This window comes from Mesorhizobium jarvisii, from assembly GCF_003601985.1.
GTDB classification, from domain to species: Bacteria; Pseudomonadota; Alphaproteobacteria; order Rhizobiales; family Rhizobiaceae; genus Mesorhizobium; species Mesorhizobium jarvisii.
Genome location: NZ_QZXA01000001.1, coordinates 613089 through 627988, shown reverse-complemented (window position 1 = coordinate 627988; position 14900 = coordinate 613089). Strand labels below are relative to the sequence as shown.

General features: G+C 65.2%; 17 protein-coding genes. 7 read left to right on the top strand and 10 right to left on the bottom strand.

What is annotated here, in order from left to right; genetic code table 11:
- The first annotated feature begins 144 nt into the window (after window positions 1-144).
- The 5 genes from D3242_RS03055 to D3242_RS03035 all read left to right on the top strand — a co-directional run bounded on the left by D3242_RS03055 (window position 145) and on the right by D3242_RS03035 (window position 4741).
- On the top strand, window positions 145-1350 hold the full coding sequence (locus D3242_RS03055; RefSeq protein WP_223217943.1) for an ABC transporter substrate-binding protein: 1206 nt from the start codon (window positions 145-147) through the stop codon (window positions 1348-1350).
- A 70-nt stretch (window positions 1351-1420) separates the two neighbouring features.
- Window positions 1421-2293, top strand: coding sequence for a branched-chain amino acid ABC transporter permease (locus D3242_RS03050; RefSeq protein ID WP_019856603.1), 873 nt, complete (start codon window positions 1421-1423; stop codon window positions 2291-2293).
- Entirely contained in the window at window positions 2290-3294 is a 1005-nt protein-coding gene (locus D3242_RS03045) for a branched-chain amino acid ABC transporter permease (RefSeq protein WP_064983458.1), read from the top strand. The genes D3242_RS03050 and D3242_RS03045 overlap by 4 nt, the downstream gene beginning before the upstream one ends.
- A complete protein-coding gene (locus D3242_RS03040) occupies window positions 3291-4013 on the top strand; it encodes an ABC transporter ATP-binding protein (protein WP_019856605.1) in 723 nt (240 codons plus the stop codon). Before D3242_RS03045 ends, D3242_RS03040 begins: the two co-directional genes overlap by 4 nt.
- A complete protein-coding gene (locus D3242_RS03035) occupies window positions 4010-4741 on the top strand; it encodes an ABC transporter ATP-binding protein (RefSeq protein ID WP_019856606.1) in 732 nt (243 codons plus the stop codon). Before D3242_RS03040 ends, D3242_RS03035 begins: the two co-directional genes overlap by 4 nt.
- An 8-nt stretch (window positions 4742-4749) precedes the next feature.
- Here the strand turns inward: D3242_RS03035 and D3242_RS03030 are convergent, their stop codons facing one another.
- On the bottom strand, window positions 4750-5490 hold the full coding sequence (locus D3242_RS03030) for a FadR/GntR family transcriptional regulator (protein ID WP_019856607.1): 741 nt from the start codon (window positions 5488-5490) through the stop codon (window positions 4750-4752).
- 122 nt (window positions 5491-5612) lie between these two features.
- On the opposite strand from D3242_RS03030, the gene D3242_RS03025 reads away from it, so the two are divergent.
- Complete coding sequence (locus D3242_RS03025; protein ID WP_064983456.1) at window positions 5613-6518, top strand: NAD(P)-dependent oxidoreductase; 906 nt, start codon at window positions 5613-5615, stop codon at window positions 6516-6518.
- Window positions 6519-6553: 35 nt separating this feature from the next.
- On the opposite strand, the gene D3242_RS03020 is transcribed toward D3242_RS03025, so the two are convergent.
- From D3242_RS03020 to D3242_RS03000, 5 genes are all read right to left on the bottom strand, one after another.
- Window positions 6554-6763, bottom strand: coding sequence for a hypothetical protein (locus tag D3242_RS03020; protein WP_020628784.1), 210 nt, complete (start codon window positions 6761-6763; stop codon window positions 6554-6556).
- A gap of 11 nt (window positions 6764-6774) precedes the next feature.
- The gene (locus D3242_RS03015) at window positions 6775-6954 is read right to left on the bottom strand and encodes a hypothetical protein (RefSeq protein WP_019856610.1); all 180 of its coding nucleotides are present in this window, start codon (window positions 6952-6954) and stop codon (window positions 6775-6777) included.
- 54 nt (window positions 6955-7008) lie between these two features.
- Entirely contained in the window at window positions 7009-7188 is a 180-nt protein-coding gene (locus D3242_RS03010) for an SOS response-associated peptidase family protein (RefSeq protein WP_019856611.1), read from the bottom strand.
- A gap of 74 nt (window positions 7189-7262) precedes the next feature.
- Entirely contained in the window at window positions 7263-8066 is an 804-nt protein-coding gene (locus tag D3242_RS03005) for a FadR/GntR family transcriptional regulator (protein ID WP_019856612.1), read from the bottom strand.
- Between the two features lie 3 nt (window positions 8067-8069).
- Window positions 8070-9512: an FAD-binding oxidoreductase gene (locus tag D3242_RS03000; RefSeq protein ID WP_019856613.1), complete on the bottom strand. Its 1443-nt coding sequence runs from the start codon at window positions 9510-9512 to the stop codon at window positions 8070-8072.
- 161 nt (window positions 9513-9673) lie between these two features.
- Here D3242_RS03000 and gloA point away from each other — a divergent pair, with 161 nt between their 5' ends.
- Window positions 9674-10084, top strand: a complete 411-nt coding sequence (gene gloA / locus D3242_RS02995; RefSeq protein WP_019856614.1) for a lactoylglutathione lyase — start codon at window positions 9674-9676, stop codon at window positions 10082-10084.
- Between the two features lie 83 nt (window positions 10085-10167).
- On the opposite strand, the gene D3242_RS02990 is transcribed toward gloA, so the two are convergent.
- The 4 genes from D3242_RS02990 to D3242_RS02975 form a co-directional block, all read right to left on the bottom strand.
- Window positions 10168-11133: an ABC transporter permease gene (locus tag D3242_RS02990; RefSeq protein WP_064983454.1), complete on the bottom strand. Its 966-nt coding sequence runs from the start codon at window positions 11131-11133 to the stop codon at window positions 10168-10170.
- A gap of 4 nt (window positions 11134-11137) precedes the next feature.
- A complete protein-coding gene (locus D3242_RS02985) occupies window positions 11138-12640 on the bottom strand; it encodes a sugar ABC transporter ATP-binding protein (RefSeq protein ID WP_064983452.1) in 1503 nt (500 codons plus the stop codon).
- A 5-nt stretch (window positions 12641-12645) separates the two neighbouring features.
- Window positions 12646-13629, bottom strand: coding sequence for an ABC transporter permease (locus D3242_RS02980; RefSeq protein ID WP_064983450.1), 984 nt, complete (start codon window positions 13627-13629; stop codon window positions 12646-12648).
- 121 nt (window positions 13630-13750) lie between these two features.
- The gene (locus D3242_RS02975; protein WP_019856618.1) at window positions 13751-14827 is read right to left on the bottom strand and encodes a sugar ABC transporter substrate-binding protein; all 1077 of its coding nucleotides are present in this window, start codon (window positions 14825-14827) and stop codon (window positions 13751-13753) included.
- Window positions 14828-14900: the final 73 nt, after the last annotated feature.

Genomic DNA, 14900 nt, shown 5'->3' with positions numbered 1-14900 from the left:
CTGCGATTCTGATTTTCGGGCAGCCTTATCGCATGGCAATGCGATTGACATCCCCGTCCGTAAGATTTACCAGATTACAGGGTTGTATGACAACCCGGTAAGACTGCAATGATTTGGAGTCGGGAGGATCTCAAATTGAAAACCGTGCTTAAACTGGCCGCCTCGGCGGCCTTGTGCCTTGGTGCGTTCGCTCATCCGGCGTTTGCCGAGGACAACATCGTCAAGATCGGCGTCGTCGCGGCGGAATCGGGCTCGTTCGTGTCCGCCGGCCATACCTTGCCGGCGGGCGTCGGCCTTGCCGTCAAGCAGATCAACGATGCCGGCGGCTTCAAGGTCGGCGGCAAGACCTACAAGCTCGAAATGGTCAAGCGCGACGACCGCACCGATATCGCCACCGCGATCGCCGCCACCCAGGAACTGGTGCGCGACGTCAAGGTGCAGGCGATCTTCGGCTCGGAAACGCATGACTTTACGCTGGCCATGGCCAAGATCACGCAGCCGGCCAAGATCATCCATTTCGCCGGAAATTCGACGCTGGCGAAAATCCTCAACCCCGACAGCGTCAAGCCGGGCGGCGAGGATCACTATCTCTTCCAGTCCGAACCGCAGGAGTTCCAGCGCTCCGGATCGACCGCGCGCGGCGTGCTGTCCCTGCTCGAACCGCTGCTTGGCTTCAAGCCGAAGAAGTCGGTGATGATCGTCGGCAACGATGCCACCGGCCAGTTCCTGTCGTCCTACTACTACAAGGCGCTGAAGGCCGAAGGGCAGGATGTCCCGGACATCATCTTCTATCCGCCGGACACGACCGACTTCTCGCCCTTCCTGACCCGGGCCAAGAGCCTCAATCCTGATATCATCCACTTTTGGTACAATGGCGATTCAACACTGACGGCACTGCCGCAGGCGCTCGAACTGGGCGCCGCTAAGAGCTACTTCCTGTTCGGCGTCGACCCCGGCATCTGGAAGGAAAAGCAGCTTTCGGCTGACGTACCGGTGGCGATGAGCTGCGTGCCGGTGTGCTGGGGCGAGTCCTCCAACCCGAAGGCCAAGGCCTATTTCGATGCCTACTTCGCCGCCGGCGCCCCGCACGGCGTGACCTCGTCGGTGTCGCTGCTCTACCATGACTATGTGCACTTCCTCGTCGAAGCCTGGCAGAAGGCCGACAGCTTCGATCCGGACAAGACGGTCGAGGCGCTGCTCAACCTCCACCACCAGGGCGTCGTCTCGGATGATCTGACGTTCAATCCGACGCATCAGGTCACCCATGCAACGGAAGTCTGCGCCGCGGCACCTGGCGGGGCCATCTCCTGCGCCATGCAGCAGCCGCCGGCCGAAGCGCCGAAGAGCTAAGCCCCTAATCCCAGGGTTGGCGGCGGCATCAGCCGCCAACTCCCTTTTTTCAAGACAGGTCTCGATCGCCGTGGATATTTTCATCCAGCAAATCCTCAACGGCCTTTCCATCGCCAGCGTCATCACGCTCATCGCTATCGGCGTGACACTGATCTTCGGCCTGACCGGCATCATCAATTTCGCCCATGGCGAATTCCTGATGATCGGCGGCATCGTCACCTGGCTCGCCGTCAGCGCCGGCCTCGGTTTCCCCATTGCTGTGGTGCTGGCGATCCTGGCGGTCGGGCTGATGGGCTATATCCTCGAGCGCGGCCTGTTCCGCTTCACGCTGGAGCGGCCGACCAACGGCTTCATCGTTTCGCTCGGCCTCATCGTCGTGCTGCAGCATGTGGTCGTGCTGTTCTGGAATCCCAACCAGAAGAGCATTCCGCGGCCGCTGACCACGGTGTGGGAGGTCGGCGGCGTGCGCATCGCATCGGTCCGCGTCATGGTCATTCTGATCACCATTGCCGTGGTGGCGCTGAGCTTCCGCATGATCACCGCCAGCCGCTATGGCCGCGCCCTGCGCGCCAGCGTCGAGGACCGCGACACCGCCGCCCTGATGGGCATTCCGGTGCGCCGCTACATCACTGGCGTCTTCGTGCTCGGCAGTGCGCTGGCCGGGCTCGGCGGCGCGCTGCTGATCGCTCTCTTCCCCATCACGCCGTTCACCGGCGGCACAATGGTGATGAAAGGCTTCGCCGTGGCCCTGATCGGCGGGCTTGGCAACATCTATGGCGCCGTCGCCGCTGGCCTCATCCTTGGCATCGTCGAAGGCTTCAGCGCCGGCTACGGCTTCTCGCAATGGACCGACGCCTATTCCTTCGTGCTGATGATCCTGGTGCTGATCGTGCGGCCGCACGGCCTGTTCGGCGGCACCAGCGGACCCCGGATGGCGTCATGAAGACGGGCAATGCGTTGCGGTCGCTCCTGCCGGTGCTGGTCATCCTGGCGCTGATCGCGGCGGTGCCGCTGTTTTCGCCCTCGAACCGCTTCCTGTCGCTGGCGATTTCGGCCGGCACCAACGTCATCGCGCTTTACGGCCTGTCGGTCCTGTTCGGCCAGACCGGCATCCTGTCGATGGGGCATGCGGCGCTGGTCGGTGTCGGTGCCTACGCGGCGGCGATCCTCGCGCGGGACTTCGGCGTCGGCTTCTGGACGGCACTGCCGGTGGCCGCCTTGGCAAGTGCCGTCTTCGCCATGATCGTCGGCATTCCCTCGCTGCGTGTCGGCGGCCATCACTTCGTCATCATGACCTTCGCCTTCGGCCAGCTGCTCGCCATCGTGCTCACCAATGGCGGCGACTATACCGGTGCGGCCACGGGGCTCGACATCGCCGGTCCGGTCACCCTGTTCGGCGCCGACATGAGCGATCTGACGCGCTACTATTTGATGGTGGTGGCTTTCGTCACGGCAGCGGCGGTGGCGAGCTGGGCGATCATCCATTCCTCCTATGGCCGCACGCTGCGCGCCATCCGCGAAAACGAAAAGCTGGCCGCCTCGCTCGGCATCAATGTCGGCCGCCACAAGATCGGCGCCTTCGTCGTCAGCGGCGTCTTTGCCGGCATCTCCGGCGTGCTGTTGGCCTATTTCCTCGGCCACATCTCGCCCTCGCAATTCTCGTCTTTCCCCAGCATCTACCTGGCGCTGATGGTGATGATCGGCGGGGCAAGGCTGATCGAGGGCCCGCTGGCCGGCGGCATCCTCGTCGCCTTCCTGCCGGAAGTGCTCAACCTCGATCCGGTGCAGTCGCGCATCGTCTACGGCGTCTGCCTGATCGCGGTCATCATGCTTTTGCCCGACGGGTTGATCGGTGGCATCGTCCGAGCACTCCGCGTGGCATTTTCGGGCAAGCCGAAACAGGAGGCGGAGCGCGATGCCGCCCCCTCGGAGGCGCGGCAATGAGCCCGATCCTGGCGATCAGCGGCCTCGGCAAGCAGTTCGGCGGCGTCACGGCTCTTGCCGGCGTCGACCTCGCCGTCGAGGAGGGCGAAATCCTCGGTGTCGTCGGCCCGAACGGATCCGGCAAGACCACACTGTTCAACGTCGTCACCGGCGTCCACAAGCCAAGCGGCGGCACGGTGCTGTTTCGCGGGCGCGACATCACCGGTCTGGCGCCGCACGCCATATCGCGGGCGGGCATCGGCTACACCTTCCAGCAGGCCATGGCCTTTGCCGGGCTTGGCGTGCTGGAGAATGTGCAGATCGCCGGCGAGCACAGGCGGGCAGGGGGCGCCGCCAATCCCTGGCCGACGCCGCAGGCGCTGCTCGATTTCGTCGGCTTGAGCGCGCTCGGCGGCGAAAAGGCCGGCGTTCTGCCCTTCGGCAGCCTGCGCCTGCTTGGCCTCGCGCTGGCGCTGGCCACGCGGCCGTCGTTGCTTCTGCTCGATGAGCCGGCCGCCGGCCTCAACGACCGCGAAACCTCTGCCCTTGTCGGCCTTGTTCGCCAGTTGCCGGGCCATGGCATCACGGTCTGCGTCATCGACCACGACATGAAGCTGATGCAGATGCTGTGCCGGCGCCTTGCCGTGCTCGACTTCGGCTCCAAGATCGCCGACGGGCCGACCGAAAAGGTGCTTGCCGATCCCAAGGTGCTGGACGTCTACCTCGGAGGCGATCTGTGAACCTGCTCGCCGTCTCCGATGTCGTCACCGGCTATGGGCCGACCATCGTCAACCGCGGCGTCTCGCTGACATTGGCCGAAGGCGAAATCGTCACCATTCTCGGGCCCAACGGCGCCGGCAAATCGACCTTGCTCAAGGCCATCGCCGGACTGATCAAACCCCGCGCCGGCAACATCGCTTTCGACGGCGCCGACGTCACCGGGTCCGCCGCCGATGTGATGGCCAGGCGCGGCGTCGTGCTGGTGCCGGAGGGCAGAAAAATCTTCGTCGACATGACGGTCGAGGAGAATTTGCGCCTCGGCGCCTATGCGCGCCGCGACGAGGCGGCCGTCGAGGCCGACTTCCAGACCATGCTTGCCTTCTTTCCGATCCTCGCCACCAAGCGCCGCGACCGGGGCGGCTCGCTGAGCGGCGGCCAGCAGCAGATGCTGGCGATCGCACGGGGGCTGATGACGCGGCCGCGCGTGCTTCTGCTCGATGAACCGTCGCTCGGCCTGTCGCCGCTGCTGGTCAAGGAGATCAAGGCGATCATTCTGGATATCGGCGCGCGCTTCGGCGCCTCGGTGCTGCTGGTCGAGCAGAATGCCGGCCTGGCGCTCGCCGTCGCCTCGCGCGGCTATCTCATGCAGAACGGCCGCATCGTCGTCTCCGGCCCGATTGCCGAATTGCGCGACATGTCGCTGATGCGCGAACTCTATCTCGGCGGTGTGGCAGGGGCACCCGCATGAGCGAGCACTCAGTCGTGGCGGGCCTTGTCGCGCAGATCCTCGAACCGGGCGTAGCTCTTGGCCAGATGGCTGCGCATGGCGCGCCGCGCCGCGTTGACGTCCCGGGCTTCGATCGCCGCGAGGATGGCGCGATGCTCGCGCTGCATGCGCTCGAGATATTTTTCCCGGTCGGCCTCCGTCATCCGGTCGAGCCGCGTCCACTGGCGCGGGATCATGGCGCTGCCGAACGTGTCGAACAGCCGGGTGAAATTGGGGTTCTGGGTCGCCGCCAGAATGGCGCGGTGGAAGCCGAAATCCTCTTCCGAGCCCGATCCGCCGGCACGCACCGCCGCCTCCAGCGCGTCCAGCCGCGAGCCCATCTGCGCCAGCGCCGCCTCGCTGCGCCGCTCGGCGGCAAGGCCGGTCGCCTCGACCTCGATGCCCATGCGCAATTCCAGCACGCGCAGCACCTCGTCGATCGATTCGAGATCGTCGGGCAGGATGGAAAAGGTCCGTGGCAGCGGATCCTTGGCGACGAAGGCGCCGAGGCCCTGACGCGTGGTGATCAGCCCCCGGGCGCGCAACGCTGCGAGAGCTTCGCGCACCACGGTGCGGCTGACGCCGGTGGCGGCGACGATCTCCTGCTCGGTCGGCAGCCTCTGGCCGGGCGCCAGGTCGCCGGACTCGATCTGTGCGATCAGCGTGTTGACGAGCCCGGTCCGCAGGTTGGGCGCCTGCGGTATGGCATCGAAAAGCGTGGTCTCCGCCATCGCGCGGGCTCCGGTCCGGTTCTTCGGCAAAGGCCGATTCTGCTTCGGAAGATTGCATCGACAGGTGCCCGCCGCAAGGTGACGAAAGTTGAGCCCGCCGGCGCGGGTACAGGAGGTTTCGCATGAAAGAACGCATTGGCTTCATCGGCCTGGGCGCGATGGGCGCCGGCATGGCCGACAATCTGCTGCGCAAGGGCTGGCCGCTGACCGTTTGCGTGCACCGCAGCCGCACCGCCGCCGAACGCTTGATCGCTGCCGGCGCCACCGAGGCGGTAAGCCCGCGCGACCTTGCCGCCGCCTGCGACATCGTCATTCTGTGCGTCACCGGCTCGCGCGAGGTGGAAATGCTGGTCAAAGGCCCCAATGGCCTTGCCGCGGCCGGCACACCGTTGCTCATCATCGACTGCTCGACCTCCAATCCCTCATCCACGACAGCACTTGCCGCCGAACTCGCAGCACTTGGCGTGACGCTGATCGACGCGCCGCTGGCGCGCACGCCCAAGGAAGCGGCGGAAGGCAAGCTCGACGTCATGGTCGGCGGCGCGGCCGAAGCCGTCGCCCGTGCCCGCCCGGTGCTCGAAGCCTTCGCTGCGCGCATCATCCACACCGGCCCGACCGGCAGCGGCCACACCATGAAGCTGCTCAACAATTTCGTCTCGATGGGCTATTCCGCGATCTATTCGGAAGCGCTGACGCTGGGCGCCAAGGCTGGCCTGACGCCACAGGTCTTCAACAGCGTCATATCAGGCAGCCGCATGGATTGCGGCTTCTACCAGGCCTTCTTCGATTTCGTCCTTAACCGCAACGAAAACGCCCAACGCTTCGCCATCGCCAACGCGCTGAAGGACATGACCTATCTCGCGTCGTTCGCCCAGGCGGCGGGCGTTGCGAACCCGGTGGGCGCCGTGGTGCGCAACGGTTTTGCGACGGCGGTCGCCACCGGCCACGGCGAAAAGTTCGTGCCGGCGCTGTCGGATATTGTCGCGGGGCTGAATGGGGTGTCGCTGGTGGAGCCACCGGCGGAATGACGGCAGGGCCGATTATTGCAGCCAATTACCAGCGATCACCCCAGCACGGGCGGAGTAGGATCGTAGCCGATTGACACTATCCCCGGATGCCGGTGGGCGATGGCGAGTATCTGGGTCTCTAGCTCGCAATTATAGGCCATGAGCGCCTTCACGGTCTCAAGCGGACTGTCGTAGCGCGCGATGAGCTTCACGGCTTCCGAATGGAGCTCGGCTTTCGCTTCGTCGTCAAAGTGCATCGTGCCCATAGCGGTCCCTCCTAGCGTGTCGCGCGGCGAGGGGTGGTGAGTGCATCAAGCCGTTCCTGAAGATGCCCGTTGAGCACGATCATTTCCTTGAGCGCCTTCATCACATCGCCCTTGTGGACGGCGATGAAATCCTCGGCGTGAGCCTGGAGAGCGGCCTCCTGGCGACTGTTCAGTGTCACGATGCGGTCCATGGCTAGTACTCCAAACGCTGCATGGCCACAGTGAACAAAAAGGGAACATAAATGTCAAGGGCGAATTGACTTGGCGAGGAACTCATTCCTATTTTGCTCATGGCGCACCACCGGGCCGGGCTGGTTGGGATAGATGTCGATGGACGGCTCAAGGTTGCCCAGGATGTCCCGCAGAGTCCGGGTCCATTGGCGGATGGCCTCTTGAGATGTGGTGATGTTATAGAGGTTGCACATGGCCACACTTTGCCGTGAGAGCGAACCGGCGACTAGCCGAAAAATTCGGACGAAATAGCGCCTAGGACGAACCGCTATCCCCCAGCCCGCCCGCGCACAGCCTTCCTCAATCGTGAATGCCGCACCGGAGACGGCACCTCCTGCGCCGGCGCTACCGGCTCCGCCGCCTCCCCATCATGCAATCCCACCCGCAGCGCCGCGCCTGCCAGATGGTCGCGCATGGCCGCTTGCGCGCCTTCGGCGTCGCCGGCACGGATGGCGGACAGGATGCGCTCGTGTTCGCCGAGCGTGATGCGGGCCATATCGTCGGATTTCTGCTGGTTGCCGGCGGCGAGGATGCTCTCGCGCACGCGCTCGGAAACGAAGACCAGGAACTGGCCCATATAGCTGTTGCGCGTCGCTTCGGCGACGGTGCGGTGGAATTCGAGGTCGCTGCGCAGCCAGGCGACGCTGCCATAGGGGGCGGCGCGCATGCCGGCGAGTGCGGCGCCCATCGCGGCGAGATCGGCCTCCGAGCGCCGCTTGGCGGCAAGGGCCGCCGCCTGCACTTCGAGGATGCCGCGCAGCTCGAACAGGTTGCGGAAGGAATCGGCGCGCTGCAGCGCCTCATAGTCGATGGTCAGCACCGTCGGGTTGGTGCTCTCCACCACGAAGGCGCCGCGTCCCTGCTGCGACCAGATGCGGCCCTCCGAGCGCAGCCGCGCGATCGCCTCGCGCACCACGTTGCGGCTCACCCCGAAGGTGGTCGCCAGCGCCTGCTCGGTCGGCAACTGGTCGCCTGGCTTCAGCCGCCCCTGCGCGATCTCGCGCGAGATGGAACTCGCCACCAGAGTGGAGAGGTGTGGACCACGATTGACCTTGTCGAGTTTCAGCGTCATCACTCACCTATAGTCGACGGCGGATGTGGACGCCAGAATGCGGCCATTGCTCAGGATATGGCTGGGATCGAACGCGTCCTTGATGCCCGCGGCAAGGTCGAGCGTCACCGGATCGATGCGTTCGAGGAACGCCTTCTGCTTGACCCGGCCGATGCCATGCTCGGCGCTGATCGAGCCGCCATAGCGGTCGACGACGGCGAAGATCTCGGCTTCCGCCTCCTCGAACAGATGCTCGATCGCGTCCGCGCCCATGCCTTCCGGTGGCACCACATTGAGATGGATGTTGCCGTCGCCGACATGGCCGTAGGTGACGGCCAGCGCGTCCGGGCGCGCCCGCTGCAATTCGAAGAGCGCGTCGGTGACGAAATCGGCGAGCTTCGAGATCGGCACCGAAACGTCGGTGCGCAGATAGCGGCCGCCGCGGCCCTGCCGCTCGACCATGATCTCGCGGTAGAGCCACAGGCGCTCGCCTTGCGCCCGCGTCGATGCGACGAGGCCGTCCTCGACGATATCGGCGGCGCCGTCGAGGAACCCCAGCAGCATGGCGGACAGGTCGATCAGCCCGCCGGAGGAAACCTCGATCAGCACATAGGCCGGGTAGGGCTTGTCGAGCGGGTCGGCAAAATCCTTGCCCTCGCGCATGGTGATCTCGATGCCGCCGCGCAGGATCAGCTCGAAGGCGGTAAGAAGGTCGCTGCAATCGCGCCGGGCGCGGGCATAGAGCGCCATCGCGTCCTCGACGGAGCGCAGGCCGACCAGTGCGGTCTCGATCTGCGTCGGCTTGGGAAACAGCTTCAGCGCGGCCGCGGTGACGATGCCGAGCGTGCCTTCCGAGCCGATGAAGATCTGCTTGAGGTCGTAGCCGCGATTGTCCTTGCGCAGCACCTTCAGCCCGTTCCAGATGCGGCCGTCGGCCAGCACCACTTCGAGCCCGAGCACCAGGTCGCGCGTCATGCCGTAGCGCAGCACGTTGAAGCCGCCGGCATTGGTGGCGACGTTGCCGCCGATGCGGCAGCTTCCTTGCGCGCCGAAGGTGATCGGCAGCAGGCAGTCGTTCTCTTCCGCCGCGCGCTTGGCGTCCTCGAGGATGCAGCCGGCCTCGACCACCATGGCGAAGTCGATCGGGCTGATCGAGCGGATCCGGTTCATGCGCTCCAATGAGATGACGATCTCACCGCCATCGGCAGCCACCGCGGCACCCACGAGGCCGGTCAGGCCGCCTTGCGGCACGACCGCAATGCGCTCGGCATGGCAGAACCGCATCAGCGCCGACATCTCCTCGACCGTGGACGGCCGCGCCACCGCCAGCGGCCGGCCGAAATGGTCGCCGGACCAGTCGCGGCTGTAGCGCGCCAGGTCCTCGTCCGCCGTCAGCAGCCCGCCATCAGGCAGCACGCCGGCAAGGGCTGCGATCAGCGATGCGGAGGAGGGCGGCACGGCATTCATGAATTGACTCTGCACCCCTGGGGAAAACGACTGGACAACCACCGTTCTTGTCGTGTTATCATACAACCCTGATTTAGAACATCAAGCGAGGTCATGTTCCAACCAGCTGTTTGATGTGGATGGTCAGACCAGCAAATCCCTGAATTCGGAGGACTTTCCCAATGAGCGACGCCCCGGGCTTTCGCTATATGCACACCATGATCAGGGTGCTCGACCTCGACAAGTCGATCGCCTTCTACACTGAGGTTCTCGGCATGACCTTGCTGCGCCGTGACGACTATCCCGGCGGCAAGTTCACCAACGCCTTTGTCGGCTATGGGCCGGAAGACAAGGAGGCCGTCGTCGAGCTGACTTTGAACTGGGGCAGGGAAGAGCCCTATGAGATCGGCACCGGCTTCGGCCACCTGGCGCTCGGCGTCAACGACATCTACGCCGTCTGCGCCGAGCTCGAAAAGCGCGGCGCCAAGATCCCGCGCAAGCCCGGGCCGATGCAGCACGGCACCACGCACATCGCCTTCGTCGAAGACCCGGACGGCTACAAGATCGAGTTGATCGGCCTCGACACGATGTGACCCGAGCAAGCGGGGTCGCATCGGGCTTGTGATGCGACCCCGTCCTGTCCGCGCTGGCTTGGGAGGCGGTGCGGATCGATCTGTCACTTGATGACCGCGATCTTGCTGCGGTCGATGGTGATGGCGACGGCGGCGATGAGCACCGCGCCGAACACCATGTTTTCCAGGAAGATGTTGACGCCGACAAAGGTCATGCCGATGCGCACGATCGAGATGATCAGCGCGCCGACTGCCGTGCGGGCAACACCGCCCAGCCCGCCGGTGATCGCGGTGCCGCCGACGATGACGGCGGCGATGGCCGGCAGCAAAAGCTGGTTGGCAAGCACCGGCGAGCCGCTCGACAGCCGTGCTGCCAGCACCACGCCGGCGACAGCGGCCAGCATGCCGGAAGCGGCGAAAGCGATGATCTTGGTGCGGTCGACATTGATGCCTGCCGCCCATGCGGCCGGCTCGCCGGCGCCGACCGCGATCGCCTGGCGGCCAAAACGCGTGTAGCGGAGCGCCAGAAAGGCGGCGATGCCGATGACCGCCGAAATCAGCACCACCACGGGCACGCCGGCAACCGCGGCGTTGATCCAGGCGGTGTTTTCTCGGCCACCTTCCTCAATGGTGATGGCGCGGCCGTTGGAGACCCAGAGCGCCAGGCCGGTCACCACGCCGCCGGTGGCGAGCGTCGCCACGAAGGACGGGACGCGCAGCTTGACATGGACGATGCCGCTCAGCGTGCCGAAGGCAAGGCCCGACAGGATCGCCACCGGGAAGGCGGCAAGGCCGAGCGAGGGCAGCAATTGCGCCAGGATGACGCTGGCCAGCGAGGCCACGGCCTGGATCGACAGGTCGATGCCGCCGAGCAGGATGGCGAAGGTGACGCCGGTCGCCAGGATGAACAGTACGGCGGTGTTGGCAAACAGCAGCGACACGGTCTCGCCGGTCAGGAAGCCGGGCGCGGCGATCTCGATGATCAGCAGAAGCGCGACAAGCAGGACCAGCGGAATGGCGCCTTGCGTCCATTTGCCTTCGAACATCTGTCGGATGGACGTTTCGTTCATCGGCTCACACCATTGCTCGCAGCAAATCGACCTGGTTCGGCTTCTTGCCCGGGCTGGCGTCGAAGCGCGCGGTGATCTCGCCGTCGCGCATCACCAGCACCTGGTGCGACAGGCCGATCGTCTCTTCCAGCGTGTCGGAGATCAAAAGGATCGCCACGCCTTGCGCGGAGAGATCGCGCACCAGTTCGTAGACTTCCTCCTTGGCGCCGACATCGAGGCCGCGCGTCGGGTGGTCGAGCACCAGGATGCGCGAGCCGGCCGTCATCCAGCGCGCCAGCACCACCTTCTGCTGGTTGCCGCCGCTGAGCTTGCGGCAGGCTGCATCGGGGCCGGGCGCCTTGATGCGCAGCCGTTTGATCCAGTCGGCGGCCAGCCGGCGCTCCTTGCCATAGTCGATGGCGCCATGGCGCATGACGCTGGAGAGATCGGCGAGCGAGATGTTTTCCGCGATCGACAAGAACATCACCAGCCCTTCGAGCCTGCGCTCGCGCGGCACATAGCCGATACCCTTGCGCACCGCCGGTTCCGGTGAGGCGAAGCGCACCATGTCGCCGGCGATCTTCATCTCGCCGGCATCATGCTGCAGGAAGCCGCCTATGGTGCGCGTGACCTCCTCGCGGCCGGAGCCGACGACGCCGGCAATGCCGACGATCTCGCCGGCCCTGATATTGAGGTCGACGCCGTGATAGGCGCCGTTGGCGCCCAATCCCTTGGCCTCGACCATGACCGTGTCGCGCGGCGCAAGCTGGCGGGCCTCGCGGTAATATTCCGCCTGCAGGCCGCGCCCGACCATGATCTCGTGCAGCTCCGGCGCCGTGACCTCGGCCGCGCGGTGTTTGGCAACGACCGCGCCGTCCTTCATCGTGTAGACGCGGTCGGAAATCGCCAGCACCTCGTCAAGACGGTGCGAGACGAAGACGAAGCTGGCGCGCGATTTGAGCGAACGCACGCGCGCGAACAGCACCTCGATATCGGCGGCGTTGAGCACCGAGGTCGGTTCGTCGAGCAGGATGAGCAACTGCCGTTCGACCACTTCCTCCAAGGTTAGCGCCTTGGCCAGCTCGACCATCTGGCGCGCCGCGAAGGTGAGTTCGGAGGTGCGCGCCGTGACATCGATGTCGATGCCGATCTTGGCCAACTGGCGGCGCGCCGCCGCGTTCATGGCGCGCCAGTTGACGAGGCCGAAGCGAGTGAAGCGGTCTTCCTCGCCGAGATAGATGTTTTCGGCGACCGTCAGATTGAGCACCAGCGACTGTTCCTGGAACACCATGCCGATGCCATGCCTGGCCGCGTCGCGTGGGCTGCGCATGCGAAGCTGTTCGCCGTCCAGCGTCAGGCTGCCGCCGTCAGGCCGGTAGCTGCCGGCCAGCACGCGCATCAGCGTCGATTTGCCGGCGCCGTTCTCGCCGATCAGGCCGACCACTTCGTTGGGCCGCACTTCGATCGAGACATTGCGCAGCGCCTGGACGCCGGGAAAGTTCTTGATGATGCCGGACGCGTTCAGCATGGCGCTCACTTGACGATCCTGAGGCGCACACGGTCGAGCGACAGCGCTACCGCGGCGATGATCATCAGCCCCTGTACCGTCTGCTGGATATAGGGCGAGATGCCGAGCAGGATCATGCCGTTGGCAAGCACGGTGACGATCAAGACGCCGATCAGCGTGTTGACGACGCCGCCTTCGCCGCCGGTCAGCGCCGTACCGCCGACGACGACGGCTGTGACCGCAGCAAACAGCCTGCCGTCGCCGATGACCGCATGCGATTGGCCAAGCTGCGCGGCGGCAAGTACGCCTGATACGCCGAAGAAGAAACCGGCGAGCGCAAAGGCGGTGATGCGCACGCGGGTCACGTTCACTCCGGAGAGCTTGGCCACATCCTCGTCACCGCCGATCGCCAATATGTGGCGGCCGAGCTTGGTGTGATACTGGATGATTGCGGCGAGCAGGAAAGCCCCGAACGCGACCCAGACCGCCACTGGCAAGCCAAGGAAACGGTGCAATGCCAGGTCGCGGATCGAGGCGTCGTTGAGCCGGATCGCCGAGCCGCTCAGCATATAGACCGACAGGCCAAGGCCGATGAACCACATACCGAGCGTCGCCATGAAGGAGGGGATGCGCAGCATGGTCTGGATGAGCCCGCTGACGAAACCCATTGCGGTGCCGGCGACCACGGCGGCGACCACCGCCCACCAGCCATAATCGTTGCCGTTCGCGTCATTGGCGGCGAGCAGCACCACAACCATGGCCGACACCGACAGGGTGCCCTCGACCGAGAGGTCGATGCTGCCCATCAGGATGATGAAGGTCAGCCCCATCGCCAGCGTCAGCGGCACGGCGGCCGAGTTGGCAAGCCGCACCAGATTGCGCAGTTCGATGAAGTTGGGATTGGCGATGGCGATCAGTACGCAGAGCACGATCAGTACCGCCAGCGGCGCCAGGCTGCGCCAGCGCCTGCCACCGAACACAGCGGCGATACGGCCGGGGATCAATGTCATAAGCGTTGTCCGCTCGATGTCCGAAACGGACTTCAGGGGTTCTGTATGGATTGTCAAGAAACCGCTTCCCGTCTGCTGAAAAGGGGAGCGGGCCGCCAGGGAGCAGCGGCCCGCCCGGCGGTCAGGTGCGGATGGCTCCGGTCACCCGGCCCCACAGATCGTTCCAGTCGATCTCCGGTTTGGCGTCGACATTGGTCTTGTAATATTCCTCGACATTGTCGTGCGAGATCAGCACCGCCTTGCCGTAGAATTCACGGTGTTCCGGCGGTTCCTTGGTCGGATCGAACTTGCCGATCTTTGCGTTGTAGCCGATGGCGAGACCCATGCCGCCTTGCCAGAACGGATCGGAGGTGACGGTGCAGGCGAATTCGCCGGTGCGCACCGCATCAACCGCCGTCTTGATGCCGTCGACGCCGACGATCGGCACCTTGCCAGCGAGGTTTTCGGCGCGCAGCGCTTCGAGCGCGCCGGAGCCCATGTCGTCATTGGCGGCCCAGATGCCCTTGATGTCGTCGCCGAAGCGGGTGAGCAGGTTGCCCATCAGGTCGAAGGCCTCGGTCGATTTCCAGTTGGCGACCTGGAAGTCGAGCAGCTTGATGTCAGGATTGGCGGCCAGCGCCGCGTCGAGGCCCTTCTTGCGTTCGATCGCCGCCGTGGTCGAGATCAGGCCGCCGAGCGCGACGATGCCGCCCTTGCCGCCGATGGTCTTGAACAGGATCTCGGCAATGGTCTTGCCGCTTGCGATGCCGTCGAACTCGATGTGCGAGACATAGTTCGGGTTGAAGTCCTTCGGATGCAGATCCGCCGGCTTGTTCCACTGCGTCACGACATAGGCGCCGGCCTTGGCGCAGGCTTCGACGATAGGGCGCGCATCCGGCGTGTCGTTGGGATCGGAATTGAGCACCATGTTGCCGCCAGTCTTTGCCAGCATCGCCTTGATGTCGGCGATGCCTTTCTCGCTGTTGCCTTCCGAGACCAGCGTGACATGTTCGAGCCCGGCCCATTTGGCGTAGGCCTCGGCCCCGGTCTTCCACACTGCGTGATAGGGGTTTGAGAGCGAGCGGATCGACGTCACCAGCGTCGGCTTTTCCTGGGCGCGTAAGACCCTCGGCATGGCGAGCGCCGCCACGCCGGCGGTGGCGCCCATCATCAGCGTCCGGCGGCTGACCGAAAGCGTAAGATCTGTCCTGTCCTTCATATTCAAACCTCCCGATTGAAATCTGTTTCCCGCCCGGCGGCATGCGCGGGGAGCGCGGCCGGGCCTCCGATCG

Coding starts and splice junctions, on each gene's coding strand:
- D3242_RS03045 (WP_064983458.1), top strand. CDS start 2,290: ATGAAGACGGGCAATGCGTTGCGGTCGCTCCTGCCGGTGCTGGTCATC.
- D3242_RS03040 (WP_019856605.1), top strand. CDS start 3,291: ATGAGCCCGATCCTGGCGATCAGCGGCCTCGGCAAGCAGTTCGGCGGC.
- D3242_RS03030 (WP_019856607.1), bottom strand. CDS start 5,490: ATGGCGGAGACCACGCTTTTCGATGCCATACCGCAGGCGCCCAACCTG.
- D3242_RS03025 (WP_064983456.1), top strand. CDS start 5,613: ATGAAAGAACGCATTGGCTTCATCGGCCTGGGCGCGATGGGCGCCGGC.
- D3242_RS03020 (WP_020628784.1), bottom strand. CDS start 6,763: ATGGGCACGATGCACTTTGACGACGAAGCGAAAGCCGAGCTCCATTCG.
- D3242_RS03015 (WP_019856610.1), bottom strand. CDS start 6,954: ATGGACCGCATCGTGACACTGAACAGTCGCCAGGAGGCCGCTCTCCAG.
- D3242_RS03010 (WP_019856611.1), bottom strand. CDS start 7,188: ATGTGCAACCTCTATAACATCACCACATCTCAAGAGGCCATCCGCCAA.
- D3242_RS03005 (WP_019856612.1), bottom strand. CDS start 8,066: ATGACGCTGAAACTCGACAAGGTCAATCGTGGTCCACACCTCTCCACT.
- D3242_RS03000 (WP_019856613.1), bottom strand. CDS start 9,512: ATGAATGCCGTGCCGCCCTCCTCCGCATCGCTGATCGCAGCCCTTGCC.
- gloA (WP_019856614.1), top strand. CDS start 9,674: ATGAGCGACGCCCCGGGCTTTCGCTATATGCACACCATGATCAGGGTG.
- D3242_RS02990 (WP_064983454.1), bottom strand. CDS start 11,133: ATGAACGAAACGTCCATCCGACAGATGTTCGAAGGCAAATGGACGCAA.
- D3242_RS02985 (WP_064983452.1), bottom strand. CDS start 12,640: ATGCTGAACGCGTCCGGCATCATCAAGAACTTTCCCGGCGTCCAGGCG.
- D3242_RS02980 (WP_064983450.1), bottom strand. CDS start 13,629: ATGACATTGATCCCCGGCCGTATCGCCGCTGTGTTCGGTGGCAGGCGC.
- D3242_RS02975 (WP_019856618.1), bottom strand. CDS start 14,827: ATGAAGGACAGGACAGATCTTACGCTTTCGGTCAGCCGCCGGACGCTG.